13 protein-coding genes are annotated in these 16,452 nt (G+C 66.1%); 3 read left to right on the top strand and 10 right to left on the bottom strand.

Annotation, left to right across the window (positions count from 1 at the left end):
- Positions 1-22 precede the first annotated feature (22 nt).
- The 7 genes from GPA27_RS20590 to GPA27_RS20560 all read right to left on the bottom strand — a co-directional run bounded on the left by GPA27_RS20590 (position 23) and on the right by GPA27_RS20560 (position 8,690).
- Positions 23-1,411 carry a beta-barrel domain-containing protein gene (locus GPA27_RS20590; RefSeq protein WP_169142360.1) on the bottom strand — a complete coding sequence of 463 codons (1,389 nt, stop codon included), beginning with the start codon at positions 1,409-1,411 and terminating at the stop codon, positions 23-25.
- On the bottom strand, positions 1,386-3,881 hold the full coding sequence (locus GPA27_RS20585; RefSeq protein ID WP_169142359.1) for an FHA domain-containing protein: 2,496 nt from the start codon (positions 3,879-3,881) through the stop codon (positions 1,386-1,388). Before GPA27_RS20585 ends, GPA27_RS20590 begins: the two co-directional genes overlap by 26 nt.
- Positions 3,882-4,182: 301 nt before the next feature.
- Complete coding sequence (locus GPA27_RS20580; RefSeq protein WP_169142358.1) at positions 4,183-5,589, bottom strand: efflux transporter outer membrane subunit; 1,407 nt, start codon at positions 5,587-5,589, stop codon at positions 4,183-4,185.
- 73 nt (positions 5,590-5,662) lie between these two features.
- Positions 5,663-7,588: an HD domain-containing phosphohydrolase gene (locus tag GPA27_RS20575; protein WP_169142357.1), complete on the bottom strand. Its 1,926-nt coding sequence runs from the start codon at positions 7,586-7,588 to the stop codon at positions 5,663-5,665.
- A 128-nt stretch (positions 7,589-7,716) separates the two neighbouring features.
- A complete protein-coding gene (locus GPA27_RS20570; protein ID WP_169142356.1) occupies positions 7,717-8,001 on the bottom strand; it encodes a hypothetical protein in 285 nt (94 codons plus the stop codon).
- A 77-nt stretch (positions 8,002-8,078) separates the two neighbouring features.
- Positions 8,079-8,363, bottom strand: a complete 285-nt coding sequence (locus GPA27_RS20565) for a hypothetical protein (RefSeq protein WP_169142355.1) — start codon at positions 8,361-8,363, stop codon at positions 8,079-8,081.
- 33 nt (positions 8,364-8,396) lie between these two features.
- A complete protein-coding gene (locus GPA27_RS20560) occupies positions 8,397-8,690 on the bottom strand; it encodes a hypothetical protein (protein ID WP_169142354.1) in 294 nt (97 codons plus the stop codon).
- Positions 8,691-9,258: 568 nt separating this feature from the next.
- On the opposite strand from GPA27_RS20560, the gene GPA27_RS20555 reads away from it, so the two are divergent.
- Positions 9,259-11,265 (top strand): serine/threonine protein kinase, encoded by a 2,007-nt coding sequence (locus GPA27_RS20555; RefSeq protein WP_246261304.1) that lies wholly within the window; start codon positions 9,259-9,261, stop codon positions 11,263-11,265.
- Positions 11,266-11,289: 24 nt separating this feature from the next.
- On the opposite strand, the gene GPA27_RS29635 is transcribed toward GPA27_RS20555, so the two are convergent.
- Positions 11,290-12,480: a formylglycine-generating enzyme family protein gene (locus tag GPA27_RS29635; protein ID WP_169142352.1), complete on the bottom strand. Its 1,191-nt coding sequence runs from the start codon at positions 12,478-12,480 to the stop codon at positions 11,290-11,292.
- A gap of 252 nt (positions 12,481-12,732) precedes the next feature.
- Between GPA27_RS29635 and GPA27_RS20545 the strand changes: the two genes are divergently transcribed.
- Together GPA27_RS20545 and GPA27_RS20540 are read left to right on the top strand one after the other, a co-directional pair.
- Positions 12,733-13,155, top strand: coding sequence for a DUF4399 domain-containing protein (locus GPA27_RS20545; protein ID WP_169142351.1), 423 nt, complete (start codon positions 12,733-12,735; stop codon positions 13,153-13,155).
- Between the two features lie 70 nt (positions 13,156-13,225).
- Positions 13,226-13,648 (top strand): DUF4399 domain-containing protein, encoded by a 423-nt coding sequence (locus tag GPA27_RS20540; RefSeq protein WP_169142350.1) that lies wholly within the window; start codon positions 13,226-13,228, stop codon positions 13,646-13,648.
- Between the two features lie 10 nt (positions 13,649-13,658).
- Here GPA27_RS20540 and GPA27_RS20535 read toward each other — a convergent pair whose 3' ends face one another.
- Both GPA27_RS20535 and GPA27_RS20530 read right to left on the bottom strand, forming a co-directional pair.
- Positions 13,659-15,449, bottom strand: a complete 1,791-nt coding sequence (locus tag GPA27_RS20535) for an acyl-CoA dehydrogenase (RefSeq protein WP_169142349.1) — start codon at positions 15,447-15,449, stop codon at positions 13,659-13,661.
- 130 nt (positions 15,450-15,579) lie between these two features.
- Positions 15,580-16,347 carry a 3-hydroxyacyl-CoA dehydrogenase gene (locus GPA27_RS20530; protein WP_169142348.1) on the bottom strand — a complete coding sequence of 256 codons (768 nt, stop codon included), beginning with the start codon at positions 16,345-16,347 and terminating at the stop codon, positions 15,580-15,582.
- Between the last annotated feature and the right edge of the window lie 105 nt (positions 16,348-16,452).

The following is a 16,452-nucleotide window of genomic DNA, read 5'->3' as shown; positions in this document are numbered from 1 at the left end:
CTTGAGGTAAACGCCTGTCCAATCAACCGCTGATCTGCCGGAACGGGTCCAGCGCCAGGTCGATCACGCGACGCTCGCGCACCACGATCTCGGCGGTGGCCGTCATGCCGTAGCGGACGGGGTACTTGGTGTCCGAGACGAGGTAGTGATCGCGGGCGAGTGTCACGTGGCCCTCGTAGACCGGCTCCTTGGTCCTCGCCGACGCCGCCGTCGCGGGCGAGATGAATTCGAGCGTGCCGTCGATGAGGCCGTAGCGCTGGTAAGGGAAGGCATTGAACTTCAGTTTCACCGGCAGGCCTTCGCGCAGGAAGGCGCGGTCGCGTTCGGCGATCTCCATCTTGATCACCGCGCGCGCGTCCTTCGGCGCGATGCCGCCGAGCGGCGTGTTCGCCTGGATCTTGTCGCCGGGCTGGGTCGAGCTGACATCGGTGACGACGCCGTCGACCGGCGCGAGGATCAGCAGGAAATTGTCCTTGTCGATGTTCTCGAAACGGATCCGCTCGGCTGCCTGGGCCGCGAGACGCGCCGTCTGCAATTGCAGCCGAAGCTTGTCCTCCTCCTTCGCGACTTCGCGCGAAGCCGCGTCATGCTCGATCCGCAGCCGCGTCACTTCCTGGTCGCTGCTTTCGAGTTCGGCGCTCGCCTTCGCGGTCTCCTGGCTCAAGCGGAAGTCCAGTTCGCCGAGCCGGGATTGCGCGACGCGCAAGGCGTTCTCCGCAGCGAGCCAAGCGGTCTTCTTCGTTTCGACCTGCAGCTGCGACACGCCCCCGCCACCGGGCAGCGCGAACAGGCTCTGGTACTTGTCGAGTTCCAGCTTCGCCGCGTCGCGCGTCCGGCGCGCGTTGTCGAGTTCGCTGCGCGCTTGCTGCAGCTGCGCCTTCTGGCCTTCGGCGAGCTTGGTCGTGCCCTCCGCGATGCGCTTCTCATGGACGTGCAGCGCCGCCTCGATCTGCTGTTTCAGCGCTTCGGCCTTGCGCTCGAGCAGCGCCTTGCGCTCGGGAAAGCGTTTCCATTCGCGCTCGGCATCCTCGAGCTTCAATTGCGCCTCCAGCGCATGGGTCGCAGCCTCGACCGCGCCCCGGGCGTTGAGCCGCGCCAGCACGTCGCCCTTCGACACCGGCTGCCCCGGCTCCATGTAGACGTCCGCCAGCTCCCCGTCGATGGGGGCGTAGACGCGGCGGACTTCCGACTCGGGCGCGAGGATGCCGGGCGCCGTCACGATCACGTCGGCGTGCCCGACGAAGGACCAGATCAGGGTGGCCACCACCAGCCCCAGCATCACGACGACGAGCGCCAGGCTCAGTCGCCCCGGCTCCGCCGTGAGGATCTCGATGCCCTCGGCGCTGTGATCCTCCAGGGCCTCGGTCAGCGGCCTGAGTTGACTCTTACTGAGGTGACTTTCGTTCTTCATCGCTCCGACCTCCGATCAGCGCGAGCTTGGCCTTCAGCAAGCCGGGCTCCAGCACCATGTGCAGATCCCGCAACGAGCGGCGCTGCAGTTCGGTCTCCGTATCGATCTCGTCCGCGAGCGCGCTCCACTTCGCGGCGTCCGCGGCGTTCAGCAGCTGGTAGATGCGCATCGCCTGCTGCATGTCGGTGTGCGCTTCGGACAGCAGGCGGGCCTGCGAGCGGAAGGCCCCCGAGATGCCGGATTCGAGCCGGTGCTCGCCGCCGATGCCGCCGTTGCTCCGGTACTGGCGCCACATCCCCTGCGCCTGGTTCAGCAGTTCGTTCGCCCGGCCCAGCGCCTTTTCGCGATAGACGCGCACGTCCGCTTCGGTCGCGCGGACGAACCAGCTGTCTTCGTCGGTATCGAGTGAACTGTAGAACGCCAGCAGGCGCTCGTCGTATCCCTTGCTGCCGCGCACCTGCTGCAGCTCCGTGAACTGCTGCTGCACGGCCTTGCGGTGCTCGAGCTGGCGTGCAACCACGTCGGCCCAAGGGCCGGTCGAGACCTGCTGCAGGGCGGCGAACGCCTGGTCCGCCTTGCCTTCACGCCATGCGGCGGAGGCCGTGCGATAGTGGCGCAGGAGATCCGCCGATGGCAGCCGGCTCGCTCCGAGCTTCGCGAACTGCTCTTGGAAGGGCGGCGTCGCGAACTTCAGCTTATCCAGGACGGCGACGAGGGGCCCCAGCTTGCCCGCGCTCATTGCGCCATCGAGCGCGACGTACTGGCGCAAGTCCTCGCGCAGCGCATCGATCCCCGCGAGCCGCGGGTACTTGTCGGCGTATTCGTTCAACACAGCGTCCAGCGCCTCCGGCCGGTCCTGCGCCAGTTCCTCGGTGATACTCGCGTTCAGCCGCTCGATCGCGGCGAGATAGACCGATTCGTCGCTTTCCAGCCTGCGCAGATGGGTCAGCGCTTCAGCGTAGACGTCCTTGAACGCCGGCACGTGCGCCCCGATCAGGGCGAGCGCCCGTTGGTGCCCCTTGGCGTCGTCGTTCCAGCGCTGCAACAGGCTCCGGATCCGCTCCTCGTCCGCATACATGCGAATCGGCGCATCGGCGCCGCGCCGCTCGCGAACGAACTGTTCGAGGGCCGCGATCCATTCGAGCTCCCCGAGCAGTGCCTGCGCATCGGTATTGTGGGTGGCGCCCGTCTTCATGTCGGCGAGCACGGCCGTCGCCCGATCGAAGCCGCCAGCCTGCAGGCTCTCGATCCACGCGGGGAGCTTCGCCTTCAACAAGGCCTCGGTGCCGAGAGCCTCCAGCGCCGCGTCGTCCGGATTCCGGGCCAGGTATTCATCGGCAGCGGCGAGCGCCTGCGCATAGGCGCCATCGGCGATGAGATCCCTGATTTCCCGCTCGGTGGAGCCGATGAAATACACCCCGACCGCAATCGCCACGAGCAGCACCAGCCCGGGAATCCCCCAGCGCAGCGCACGCTGCTTCGCCTCGCGATCGCCACCCGCAAAGGCCTTGCCCAATTCGCGCACCAGGATCGCGGCCCGACTGCGCTCGCGCTCCACCACCTGCGGTGGAGCTTCCTCGGCCCGCGCGTCGTCGTTGTTGAGTTCGTCCTGCGGGGCACCAGGATCGTTGCAGAAAATGTCGAGGAAGGAGTCGGCTGCCGCGACGAACGTCGTGCGGTCGGCATTGGCATGGGGATCGGCGGCGACGGCATCGACTGGGCTGAACGTGGTCAGCGTCGGATCGGTCTCGGGTTCGCGCTGCAGGCTGACCGTGTAAACGAAATGACTGCCGGCAAACCCCAGCACCGTGCCTTCGCGCAGCTCCACGGCATGCTCGTCGAGCCGCTTTCCGTCCACGAAGGTCCCGTTCGTGCTGCCCAGGTCCTCGACGAAGGGCGCATTGCTCTTCAGGAAGATATGGGCATGGCGCCGCGACACATAATTCACCTGATGGGGGCTCGCCTCCTTGTAGCGCGCGAACACCTCGTCGGCCTTGCTGACCAGGAAGGGGAAACGGGCGATGACGATGGGCTGGAGCCCGAGGTCGTCGCGCACGGGCGTGAGCGTCAGGCTCAGCAACGCGCCCGCACGCCTCGGTTTCGTCGTGCGCGGCGCGATCTTGACGCGATACGTCAGCGTGCCGCCCAGGCCGATCTCGTCGCGGTCGTATAGCCTGCACGGCTTTTCCTGCACGGCAACGCCGTTCACGCTCGTGCCGTTCTTGCTGCCCAGGTCGGCGACGTAAAGCGCACCGCCCTCCCAGAAGATCCGCGCATGGCGCCGCGACAGCTCGGCGATGAGCTCGCGGTCATACGACGCGAACGGCGACTCGTTGCGCCCGATCGCGAACAGGTTCTCCTCGATGAGGATCTCGCCCAGTTCCGGATGCGACCTGGGCTTGAGCCGAACATCGAACTCCTGTTCAGCCATTGCCTGCATCGCGGCGGAAAAGGCTTCGTCAGCGGTCATGTTGCGACACCAGGCTCATGCATTTGGCGCCTCGGTCATTAATGCGGCAATCAAATATGTGAAGTCTGCTCGGGCACCTCGTTCCTCCCCCTTCAAGGGGGAGGTTAGGAGGGAGATGGGTTTTGTGCCACCTCCGCTTAACCCATCCCCACCCCAGCCCGGGAGTCTCCGCTTCGCTCCGCCGCTCCGGCGGCGTGGAGCGGTGCTCCGCGAAACCCCGCCTACGCCCCCTTGAAGGGGAGGGAGCAAGCGTGAAGCACTCAGCTGACATCACGTAATTGCTTGCCGGGAAAGTAATTGCTCAATTGCTGGCATTCGCCACCCCCACCGTTGGCCAGCCGCCGCCCAGCGCCTTGTAGAGGGTCACCGTATCGGCCAGGATCTGCTGGTGATTGGCGAGCAACGCAAGTTGCGCCGCCAGCAGGGTGCGTTCGGTCTCGAACACTTCCAGTTGCGACACCACGCCTTCCTTGAGCTGCCGTTCGGTCTGGGTCGCGACCACCTGCAGCTGGTCGATCTGCTGCTGCAATTCGGTTCTCTGCTGCTTGTGCGCATCGAGATTCACCAGCGCGTTCTCCACTTCCTCGAACGCGCCGATCACGACACGCTGGTAATCGTGCTCCACGACCTTGATCTGCGCCTCGCTGGTCTTCACGCGTGCCTTCACGCTCGGGTCCAGCAGCGGGATGTTGATGCTCGGCAGGAAGCCGAAGGTGAAGGACTTCAGCAGGTCGCCGAGGGCGAAACTGGACGTGCCACCGCGCCCGGTCAGGCTGATCGACGGAAGCTGCGCGAGCTTGGCCTGCCCGACCAGGTTATGGGCCTGCAGCACACGGAACTCCGCCGCAACGATGTCGGGCCGGCGCTCGAGCAGCAAGGACGGAAGGCCGGCCGGCACCGCCGGCAGCTGGACACGGTCCTGCAGGCGCCCGACCGGCACCCTGAATTCGCCCGCCGGCACCCCGAGCAGGGTCGCGAGCGCATTGCCGGCCAGTTCGCGCGAGCGGCGCAGGTCCAGCAGGTCGTGGGTCAGCTTGTTGATCTCGGCGCGCTGGCGCAGCACCTGCGTATTGGGCACGAGCCCGTGCTTGTGCATCGCCTCGTAGGTGGCGAGGATTTCGCGGTTCTTGGCGAGCGCGCGCTGCTGCTGGTCGATCTGCTCGTCCAGTTGCAGAATCTGGAAATAGGTCGTCGATACGTTGGCGACGAGCGTCAGGTAGCCGGCCCGCCAGTCGGCCTCGGACGCGCGGTACTCGGCAGTCTGCGCCTGAACGCCCTTCTCCACCTTGCCCCAGATGTCGATTTCCCAGTTGAGCTGCGTGCCGAGGTTGTACTGCGTCACGGATTTCTGGCCGGTGCTTTTCTCGAAGCTCGCGCCGGCGCCGAGGTCCAGCGTCGGCAGCGCGCCGGCACGCGCCTCGCCGATCTGTGCGTTGGCGACCTGGATACGCGCGGCGAGGATCTTGACGTCGAAGTTCCCCGCAATCGCCTTGTTCACCAACTCGTCGAGATAGGGGTCGCGGAACTCCCGCCACCAGTCGGGCGCGATCGTGTCGGCCGCCGACACCGCCGGGCTCGACCACGCGGCCTTCGCGGGCGTGTCGGGACGGGCGTACTCGGTGATGCCCACATTGGCGCAACCGCCCGCGAGGACGGTGCTCACGCCGACAAGCAGCAAACGGGCGGCAATCAGGTTAATAGGTCTCATTCCATTTTCTCCCGCCGCCCGCAGTGCCAACCGTTCGACGACGACGCCTCTTGTGCTTTCGCGGACACGCGGACTAGGCCGCGGCCCACACCTTCGATTCGACGAATACCCTGAAGAGCCGCGGATCGATGTGTCCCGCCCGACACTCCGCCTCCAGCAGATTCAGCGCCTCCGGAACCGGCACCGCCTTCTTGTAGGGACGGTCCCCCGCGGTCAGCGCGTCGTAGATGTCGCAGATCGTCAGGATGCGCGTCTGGACGCTGATCTGCCCGCCGCGTAACCCCATCGGATAGCCCGAACCGTCCAGCTTCTCATGGTGCCCGTGCGCGATGGCCGGCACCCCGGCCAGGTCATGCGTCCACGGGATCAGGATCAGGAACGAATAGGTATCGGCGACGTGCGACTCGATCTGCGTGCGCTCCTCGGCGGTCAGACAGCCCTTCGATACACCGAGCGCCAGGTGCTCGTGCGGCTGCAACAGGGGCACGGCGACACCGTCCGGTTCTCTGTAGGTATAGTCGAGAATTGCGTCGAGCTCGTGCGGGGCTGCGGTGTACGAGATTGCCGGCTCGTTGGCACGGCGAATGGCGGCGAGAAATTCGTCCAGGCGCCCGAACTCCGCGGCCAATTCCTCCTCGACCCGGCGCTTCTCCTCGCGAAACGCCGCAATGCCCAGCTCGTGCTCGCACTGCCGCTCCACCAATTGTCGATACGCCTGGCGCTCCAGGCACGCGCACGCATACTTGAAGCGCTGCTCGAGCAGGCGCATGTCGGCATGGTGCAGCTTCTTTTCCTTGCGCAATACGTGTTCGCGCACGCCTACCTTGCCGAAGTCGTGCAGCAAGGCGGCATAGCGGATCTCGCGCAGCTGGTCCTTGCTGAACACGACCTGCCGCAGTTCCGGCGCGTCGGCGCGATCCACCGCCAAGGCCAGGCCTTCCGCATAATGCGCGACGCGGAAGGAATGCCCCGCCGTGACCGGATCGCGCTCCTCGATTGCCTGCACCGAGGCGCGGACGAAGCCTTCCAGCAGGCGCTCGATATCCGAATACAGCTGGAAATTCTTCAGCGCGACCGCCGCTTCCGCGCACACCCCGCTCAGCATCTCGAGGTCCTGCCCCTTAAAGGCGTAGGGATCCGACGAGGTGTCGACCTGGATCAGACCCAGCACTTCACCCTCCAGCAGGAGCGGCACGCACATCACGCTGCGGATAGCCTGCTGGACGATCGATTCCTGGGAACCGAAGCGTCTATCGGCAAGGGTGTCGACCGACAGGATCGACAGTTTCTTCTCCAGCACCTCATCGACGATGGTGCGCGAAAGCCGCAGCTTGTCGGCATCCTCGATCGGCCCGTCGCGCCGTCTCGCCGCCACCTGCACCGGCGCCTCGTCGCGGTTCTTCCGCAGCAGGATGAAGGCCCGTTCGGCCAACGGGAACAGGTCGAAGATCAGGTTCATGATCTTCTCGGTCAGGGTCTCGCTGTTCGTCACCGCGCCCACGGCGATGCCGACCTGCGCCATCGCGTGCAGCTTGCGGATCGTGAGCTGCACGTCGCCTTGCGCCTGCGGCGTTGGCGCCGCGAGCGGGCGGGAATAGAGGGTCGCGTCGACCGTCTGCTTGATCACCGTCGGCTTGCTCTCGGGCGGTGGCGCAAGCAGGGAATGGAAAACGATGTGCGCCGCCGCGACGGAGAACTCGTCGCCATCGCACAGCGGATGCCAGGCGCCCGGCTGCAGGCGCTTGCCCGACACGAAGGTGCCGTTGAACGAGTGGAGATCCTCGACGAAATACGCGCCGTCGCGCAGGCGGATACGCGCATGGCGGCGACTGACGGTGTGCTCGGGAATGCACAGGAAGCGGTCCGAAGCCAGCGAATCCTGCGGATCGCGCCCGATGAGCACTTCATCGTGAAGGGGGAACACCTTGCCCGCAGCGGTCACTTCCAGGTAAGCCATCACTGGAGTCGCGGCCCCGGGAACGGATTTCGAGTTTTGCATCCCCCCTCCTCCCCCATGCACCGGACCGGCAATCCCATCGAAATTTGACATGGCGCTGGAAGACCGGTTCCGGTTGGCATGCGACGCTCGCAGCGGCGGCCGTCTGCCGCCGCCGCGGGCCCGGGGACTCAGAAGTGCACGTTGTTGCTGATGTCGGCGTTCTGCGTCGCGGTGACGGGGACGAAGGGCGAGGCGAAACCGCCCAGCACGGCGACGTTGTTGCCGACGTTGGTGGCCACGCTCTGCCCCTGGTTGATCTGCTGCACGGCACTGAACGATGCGTTCGTGACCGAGGCGTCGTAGCCGTACCACGGGTAGGGGGCGAAGTACATCATGCCGCCGCGCACTTCGCTCATCGCCTCGCGGGCCAGTTCTTCGGTCATCGGCAGGTCATTGATGGTCAGGGTTTTCATGATGATTCTCCTTGGGGGTCGGATTTGGATCAGGGTATTGCCGCGGAGGCAGGCTGCCTCCGCGCATCAGTGCAGGATCAGAAGCTGACGTCGTTGCTGATGTTGGCGTTCTGGGTCGCGGTGACGGGGACGAAGGGCGAGGCGAAACCGCCCAGCACGGCGACGTTGTTGCCGACGTTGGTGGCCACGCTCTGGCCCTGGTTGATCTGCTGCAGGGCACTGAACGAGGAGTTCTGGACCGAGGCGTCGTAGCCGTACCACGGGTAGGGCGCGAAGTACATCATGCCGCCGCGCACTTCGCTCATCGCCTCGCGGGCCAGTTCTTCGGTCATCGGCAGGTCGTTGATGGTCAGGGTTTTCATGATGATTCTCCTTGGGGGTCGGGATCAGGCGGTTCAGAAGCTGACGTGGTTGTTGATGTTGGCGTTCTGCGTCGCGGTGACCGGCACCGACGGGGAGGCGATGCCGCCCAGCACCGCGACGTTGTTGCCGACGTTGGTCACCACGCTCTGGCCCTGGTTGATCAACTGCGCGGCGCTGAACGAGGCGTTGCTGGTCGAGGTATCGACGTATCCGCCCCAGTAGAAGGGCGTGTAGTACATGTCGTGCATGCCGCCGCGCACTGCGCTCATGGCCTCGCAGCCCAGTTCTTCGGTCATCGGCAGGTCGTTGATGGTCAGGGTTTTCATGATGGCTCTCCTTGGGTTTCAGTCTTGGGTCGGTGATTTCTTTCGAGCACTTTCGCGCGCTCGAAACTCCTATCGCAGGGACCGTGCCAGCGTCGCCACCGCGCTCAGACAACAATGCAAGCCATTGTTAACTTTATGCTTTTCTTCAACTCGCGCAAAACCGGGTGGCGCTGATGACGCCAACTTGACGTCGACTGATGGGTGGCGACCAACAGCTCGCCCGAACACTGTCTGCCGGAAGGCAACACCTCCCCCAAGAACCCTTGGGGAGCGTGCCCGTGCCCCGCGCCCGAACACGGTGCACGCCCGCCAAGCGCATGGATATGGGCTATATTTTTCTTGAAAGGTCCGATTGGGGAATTTTGCGCGGTCGTGTTCCCTGGCCGAACCGGCACCTCGATGCGCGCCCATCGATCAACCTGCAACAGCGCCTGGTACATCCTCGCAGGCCGGACCGAGCGAGAACGTGACACCCCGAGACTCGTGGCCAACAGAGGGAAAGCGGATGGCTACTCTTTCGCACGCGATTCACGCCTTTCAGGCCGGAGGTTTGTCCAGCAATGAGTTCTTGGCGCAAGTCGACCGCGTTCTGTCGACTGACAAGACCGACTACACCCAGCTGATGGAAGTCCTCAGCGAGGAGCACACCAAGTTTCCGCTGCCGCCGGAGGTGTATGCGGAAGTTCATCGCCGTATCGAGCACCTCGCGGAACCCGAACAGAAGAAGGGCGTCGGCACCGCCGACCAGACGCGGATGCTCATCAATCCCGGCGCCATCTTTCCGCCGGAGGATGCGGCTTCGCCCACCCCGCCGGACGGCGCACCGGAACGCATCAAGGGGGTCGGCGAGACGATCAAGGGACGCTTCCGCCTCGAGGAATGCATCGGCTTCGGCGGCATGGGCACGGTGTACAAGGCGCTCGACCTGCGCAAGCTGGAGGCCGCCGACCGCAACCCCTACATCGCCATCAAGATCCTGAACGTCCAGTTCCGCGGCCATCCGAAGTCCCTGATCGCCCTGCAGCGCGAAGCCAAGAAGGCGCAGACGCTCGCGCACCCGAACATCGTCACGGTGTATGACTTCGACCGCGACGGGCCGATGGTGTACCTGACGATGGAGTACCTGTCGGGGCAGCCGCTGAGTCGCCTGTTGCACGCGCCGGATTTTCGCGGCATGCCCTACGCCGACGCGCTGCGCATCTTCACCGGCATGGCGAATGCGCTGTCGTATGCGCACGAACGCGGCTTCGTGCATTGCGACTTCAAGCCCGCAAATGTCTTCCTGACCGACAAGGGGCAGGTCAAGATCATCGACTTCGGCATCGCGCGTGTCTTCCGCCGCTCCGAGGAGGAAGTCGAAGCGACGGTTTTCGATGCGGGCAGCCTGGGCGGCCTGACGCCGGCCTATGCCAGCCCCGAGATCCTCGAACACGTCGAACCCGACCCGCGCGATGACGTTTACGCCCTTGCCTGCATCACCTACGAATTGCTGACCGGCACGCATCCGTTCGGACGCCTGCCGGCGACACAGGCGCGCAATGCCGGTCTGCGGCCGCAGCGCCCGAAAAACCTCCCCACCATGCAGTGGCGGGCGCTCAAAGCCGCACTATCGTTCGATCGCGAAGCGCGAACCGCCAGCGTGGCCCAGTTCCTCAACGGGATGAGAGGCGAACATCGGCTCGCCATGCCCCTGGCGCTCGGTGCCGCAGGCGTCGCGACGGCGGCACTGCTGGCGGTCGCCGTGATCTCGTATTGGGAACCGTCCGAGCGCCCCGAAACGCTGCCCGCCAGCCCCGACCGCTCCGTGGCGACCCCTGCGCCGACGCCGCAGCAGGAAGCGCCGCCGCCCGCAGCACCGGCCCAACCCGCGGCACCTGCGACACCGCCGCCTCTTCCCGTCCTCTCGCTTGGGGCGGTCACCCCCGTGCTCGCGCAGGTGCCCTGCTCCGCCCTGACTGCGTCGGTCAGCGGACCGACGCTGCAGGTGCAAGGTTACTTGCCCGAACGATTCGGCATCGCACGCTTCAAGGAATCCCTGAGCGCCATCCCCGGCGTGACGACCCTGAAGACGGACGTGCAGCAGGTGAGCGACGACAAATGCAGCGTCATCGAAACGCTCGCTCCCTACTGGGTCAGGAACCGGCAAGCCGGACGGCTCGCCTCGATCCAGATGCGCGGCACCGGCACGGACCTGACGGAGGGCGATTCCCTCATCGTCGACGTCTCGACGCCCGGATACGAGTCCTACGTGCATGTCGACTATCACGTCCTCGACGGCAGCGTCGTCCACCTCGTGCCGAGCCGACGGGCCAAGGCCCATCAGGCGCCGCCCAACTACTCGGCGACCATCGGGACCCTTGCGGGGTGGACGATCTCGAAGCCGTTCGGCTCGGAACTGATCGCGCTGCTGGTCACCCCGGTACCGCTTTTCGACACCCTGCGGCCCGAATCGGAATCGAGGGCAGACTACCTGCGCGCTGTCGAAGTGCGCCTGCGCGAGATCGCGGCGAAATACGGACAGGATCGCATCGCCGTGGATCTGGTCCAGATCACCACGCACGCGCGCGGACGGTGACGACGCCATCCGCGCGCCGCGGCGCTATTTCGCGTCCCGCACCACGCGGAATCCGTTCTGTGAATGACGCACGCTGGCGCCGTACTTGAAACGCGTCGAGGCCAACATGTAGTCCGCCCCATCACGCCAGGATCCGCCGCGAATCACACGCACCGAGCAGTTCGCGTCCTCCCATGAACGACCGTCCTCGGGTGCCCCCTTGTAGGAGTTGTGCCAACAGTCGCTGACCCACTCCCAGACGCTTCCGTTCATGTCATGCAGGCCAAACGGATTGGCCGCAAAGGAACCGACGTTGGCGGGGCCGTCCGGACGCCACGGTTCACCGCAGTCCTTGCAGTTCGCATTGCCGCTGCGCATCTGGCTGCCCCACCAGTATCGCGTCGCCGTGCCGCCGCGCAAGGCGTACTCCCATTCCGCCTCCGTCGGCAGCCGATAGGACTTGCCGGTGCTCTTGCTCAACCACTGGACGTATTGCCGCGCGTCATCCCAGCTCAGGTCGCGTACCGGCGCATTCTTCACGCTATTCGCCTCGCTGGCCAGGCGCGGGCATGCGCCCGCATCGACGCAGGCGCTCCACTGCTCGTTGGTGACTTCGTATTTTCCGATCGCAAAGGGTTGTGCGATCGACACCCGATGCGCAGGCCGTTCCGTCGGATCGTCCGTGTTGCTCCCCATCACGAAGTCACCCGGCGGCAGCCCCACCATGACCGGACAGGCGGGGCAATCCCTGGTTTCGCCGAGCGCGGCGACGGCGCCCGCGGATACCGCCGCTGCCGGCGCAGCCGATGGCGCGGGGCGCGGGCGCTCGGGCGCGGCCGGTGCCGCCGGTGCCACTGGGCGTGCCCGCTCGGCAGCACGTGGGGGGGCCGGCGCGGGCGCAGGTGCGCGCGGGGCCGGCGTCTCCACCTTGGGCGCTGGCGTCTCGACCTTCGGTGCCGCGGCGCGCAGCCGTTCGATGCGCGCCTTGGCGAGCGCCGCGAAACGTCCGTTCGGGTACGCCTTCAGGTAGGCCTCGTAGTCGCTGGCGTGCTGGCTGTCCTTCACCGAATCCCAGAACGTGAGTTCGTATTGCTCGGCGCTGTCCTTCGGCAGGACCCCGGCCTGGACGCCCGCCGAAGCGCACGCCCCCAACACCGCAACGATGAGAAGTTCTCGCCACACGTCCGCACCCCGTTTGCTTTTTAGTTGAGCGTACGGCCTCCCCCGGAATCGCATCTTTCCGGCGCCGCGGGCGCCTTCGACGAGCCCCTTCGGGCGGTCGCGCGGAGGAAGAAGACATGGCCGAACCGCGCAACCTTCGCGCGGGATTTCGACCGGCGCGGTCGGGCCATATCTCAATCCATTATATGTATCTTTCCGGCAAGTTCCGTCCTAATGTGTAGTGAGAATCAGTTCTGGCCGGTCGGACGCATCCTGCAATCGCGTCCGTGTATGTGCATTGGATTCATGGCAGGGAGGGCGCGCAGCATGTTGCGAGAAATCACTCTTGCCGCGCTGACGACGGCAACTCTGACGCTTTCGGCCGCGATCGCAGCGGGGACCCCCTCACCGCCGAACGCCGAGGCCTACATCCTGTGGCCGCCCGACGGAGCGGTCATCGTCGGCGGCAAGCTCTGGGTACGGATGGGCCTGCGCAACATGGGCGTGTGCCCGAAAGGGGTCGAGATGCCCAACGTCGGCCACCATCACCTGCTGATCGACACGGAATTGACGACCGAGGGCGAGATTCCGTCCGACCGGAATCACCTCCATTTCGGTGCCGGCGAGACTGAGGCGCGCATCGAGCTGCCGCCGGGCAAGCACACGCTGCAGATGCTCCTGGGCGACCACAAGCACGTCCCGCACGATCCGCCGGTGCATTCGAAGAAGATCACGATCACCGTGCCCTGAACGGGCGGCCCACCCTCATCGCCGCGGCTTAGGTTTCATCATTACGCAGTAAGGAACTGGGAGCGAATCCATGTACAAGCCGTTCGTTGCCGCCATCGCGGCCTTGCTGCTATCGGATTTCGCGCTCGCCGGCAGCACGCCCGCCCCGGCGAATGCATATCTTTACATCGGCTGGCCGGTCGACGGCCAGGTCATGCCCGCCGGGAAACCGTTCAAGGTGTGGTTCGGGCTGCGCAACATGGGTGTTGCGCCGAAAGGCGTCGCATTCCCCAATACGGGCCACCACCACCTGCTGATCGACACGGAGTTGCCTGCGATGGACCAGGAAATCCCGTCGGACCGGAACCACCTGCATTTCGGCGCGGGCGAGACCGAGGCCATGGTGGAACTGGCGCCGGGCAAGCACACGCTGCAGCTGTTGATGGGCGACGACAAGCACGTTCCCCACAACCCGCCGGTTCGCTCGAAGAAGATCACGATCACCGTGCGCTGAGGGATTCTCGTCAGAAAGCGGCCGCATCGAACGCGGCCACCGCCCCCCCTGCCTCGCGCACCGTGCGGCCATACGCTGCGGCCTGCGGCGCGAAACTCGCCATGTAGAAACGCGCAAGGTCGATGAGACTCGCGTGATAGCACGCGTCACCCTCCCCGGCGGCCACTCTGCGTCGCGCCGCGAGCGCCATGCGCGCCATCTGCCAGCTCCCGCAGACGGTGCCGAGCAGGTGCAGGAAAGGCACCGCACCGGCGAGGACTTCGCCGAATCGATCCTTCCCGGTCGCAAGCAGCCAGTGGGTCGTCTCGTTGAGCGAGGCGACGTTTTCAGCGAGCGCGTCGGCGATGGCGCCGAATCCCGCCTCGCCCCGCAAGCGCGTGACGGTCTCGCGCAACTCGGCAATCAGCTCGAACAGCGTCTCGCCGCCTTCGCGCAGGATCTTGCGGCCGACCAGGTCGTTCGCCTGGATGCCGGTCGTGCCTTCGTAGATCGTGATGATGCGCGCGTCGCGGGCGAACTGCGCGATGCCGGTCTCCTCGACGAAGCCCATCCCACCGAACACCTGGATGGCATCGCCGCACACCTGCTGACCCACCTCCGTGCACCAGCCCTTCGCCACAGGCATCAGCAGATCGACATAGCGTCGCGCCCTGCCGGCGACGGCCGCGTCCGGATGCTGGTGCGCAACGTCGAACCAGCCGGCGGCGGTATACAGCAAGGCCCGCATCGCCATCACGCGAGCGCGCATCGACAGCAGCATGCGCTTGACGTCGGGATGGCACAGGATGGGCTTGCCGGCCTCGCCGGTGATCGCGTCGCGCCCCTGCACGCGTTCGCGCGCATAGGCGAGCGCCAGCTGGTAGGCGCGCTCGGCGAGGCCCGCGCCCTGCACGCCGACGCCGAAGCGCGCCTCGTTCATCATGATGAACATCGTCTCCAGCCCGCGATTCGGCTCGCCGACCAGCCAGCCGACCGCCCCGCCCGCGTCGCCGTAGCTCATCGTGCAGGTCGGGCTGCCGTGGATGCCCATCTTGTGTTCGATCGAAATGCAGCGCACGTCGTTCTTCGCGCCGGGCTTGCCGTCGGCATCGAGCAGGTATTTCGGCACCAGGAACAGCGACAGCCCCTTCACGCCCGCCGGGGCGTCCGGCAGGCGCGCGAGCACGAGATGGACGATGTTCTCCGTGAGTTCGTGCTCGCCCCAGGAGATGAAGATCTTCTGGCCGAACACGCGGTATGTGCCGTCCGCCGCCGGCTCGGCGCGGGCCCGCGTCGCCGCGAGATCAGAGCCCGCCTGCGGTTCGGTGAGGTTCATCGTGCTGCCCCACTCGCCGCTGACGACCTTGGGCAGCCAGGTCTGCTTCAGTGCGTCGCTCGCGGCGATGCGCAGCGCCTCGGCCTGGCTCACGTTGAGCTGCGGCAGCATCGTGAAGGCCATGTTGGTGGAGAACCACATCTCCCACACGGGCGTGGACACCAGCTTGGGCAGACCCTGCCCGCCGTATTCGACCGGCAACGACAGCCCGATCCAGCCGGCCTCGACGTATTGCTGCCACGCCTCCTTCCAGCCTTCGGGGGTCGTCACGCGCCCGTCCGCCTCCAGCCGGCAGCCCTGCAGGTCGCCCGCCCGGTTGATCGGCGCGAGCACGCCAGCGGCGAACTTGCCGGCTTCGTCGAGGATGGCCTCGACGACGTCCGGCGTCGCCTCCTCGCAGCCCGGCAGGGCGGTGACCGCGTCGAGCCCGGCGAGCTCGCGCAGGATGAAGTGCATGTCGCGCAGGGGCGCGGCGTATTCGGTCATGCTTCAGTCTCCGGATGCATCTCGTAGGGCGGGAGGAGCGAAGCGCATCCCGCCACACACAGCGGTCGAACAACCCTGCTCGTCAATTCCTGTGGAACACTCGACCGGCGCCCCGATCGCTCATGCGACCTCAACGCGGCGCGAGCCGGATCGCCCCATCCAGCCGGATCGTCTCGCCGTTGAGCATCGCATTCTCGACGATGGAGCGTGCAAGCTGCGCGTACTCCGCCGGCTCGCCGAGCCGCGGCGGGAAAGGCACGGACTCGCCGAGCGACTTCTGCACGTCCTCGGGCAGCCCCTTCATCATCGGCGTCAGGAACAGGCCCGGCGCGATCGTCACGACGCGGATGCCAAAGCGCGCCAGTTCGCGCGCGATCGGCAGGGTCATCGACACGATGCCGCCCTTTGAGGCCGCATAGCCCGCCTGCCCGATCTGGCCATCGTAGGCGGCAACCGAAGCGGTGTTGACGATCACGCCGCGCTCGCCGCCGGCGTTGGCCGCGCCCTGCGCCATCGCTTCGGAGGCGATGCGGATCATGTTGAAGGTGCCGACGAGGTTCACATTCACAATGCGGCTGAAGGCGTCGAGCGGATGCGGGCCGTCCTTGCCCAGCACCTTCGCGGCGGTGCCGATGCCGGCGCAGTTCACGAGCCCCTGCAGCCCGCCGAAGCGCGACACGGCGAGTTCGACGCAGCCGCGCGCGTCGCTCTCCGTGGCGACGTCGGTGCGATGGAAGGCCGCGCGCGGACCGAGCTCGTCGGCGAGCTTCTCGCCCGCCGCGGTGTTGAGGTCGGCGATGACGACGTTGGCGCCGGCGGCGTGGAAGGCGCGCGCGGTCGCTTCACCGAGGCCGGAGGCGCCGCCGGTGACAATGAAGGTGCTGTTTTCGAGTTGCATTTGATGTCCCTTATCTTCCTGCCAACAATCGCTTGATCTCGGATTGACGGCCGTTGCTCACTCCCTCCCTTTCAAGGGGAGGGTTGGGGTGGGGATGGGTTAAGC

The organism is Aromatoleum toluolicum (assembly GCF_012911005.2).
Lineage (GTDB): Bacteria > Pseudomonadota > Gammaproteobacteria > Burkholderiales > Rhodocyclaceae > Aromatoleum > Aromatoleum toluolicum.
Note: the sequence above shows the minus strand (reverse complement) of the source record. Positions and strands in the feature narration are given on the sequence as shown.

Coding starts and splice junctions, on each gene's coding strand:
- GPA27_RS20590 (WP_169142360.1), bottom strand. CDS start 1,411: ATGAAGAACGAAAGTCACCTCAGTAAGAGTCAACTCAGGCCGCTGACC.
- GPA27_RS20585 (WP_169142359.1), bottom strand. CDS start 3,881: ATGACCGCTGACGAAGCCTTTTCCGCCGCGATGCAGGCAATGGCTGAA.
- GPA27_RS20580 (WP_169142358.1), bottom strand. CDS start 5,589: ATGAGACCTATTAACCTGATTGCCGCCCGTTTGCTGCTTGTCGGCGTG.
- GPA27_RS20575 (WP_169142357.1), bottom strand. CDS start 7,588: ATGCAAAACTCGAAATCCGTTCCCGGGGCCGCGACTCCAGTGATGGCT.
- GPA27_RS20570 (WP_169142356.1), bottom strand. CDS start 8,001: ATGAAAACCCTGACCATCAATGACCTGCCGATGACCGAAGAACTGGCC.
- GPA27_RS20565 (WP_169142355.1), bottom strand. CDS start 8,363: ATGAAAACCCTGACCATCAACGACCTGCCGATGACCGAAGAACTGGCC.
- GPA27_RS20560 (WP_169142354.1), bottom strand. CDS start 8,690: ATGAAAACCCTGACCATCAACGACCTGCCGATGACCGAAGAACTGGGC.
- GPA27_RS29635 (WP_169142352.1), bottom strand. CDS start 12,480: ATGCGATTCCGGGGGAGGCCGTACGCTCAACTAAAAAGCAAACGGGGT.
- GPA27_RS20545 (WP_169142351.1), top strand. CDS start 12,733: ATGTTGCGAGAAATCACTCTTGCCGCGCTGACGACGGCAACTCTGACG.
- GPA27_RS20540 (WP_169142350.1), top strand. CDS start 13,226: ATGTACAAGCCGTTCGTTGCCGCCATCGCGGCCTTGCTGCTATCGGAT.
- GPA27_RS20535 (WP_169142349.1), bottom strand. CDS start 15,449: ATGACCGAATACGCCGCGCCCCTGCGCGACATGCACTTCATCCTGCGC.
- GPA27_RS20530 (WP_169142348.1), bottom strand. CDS start 16,347: ATGCAACTCGAAAACAGCACCTTCATTGTCACCGGCGGCGCCTCCGGC.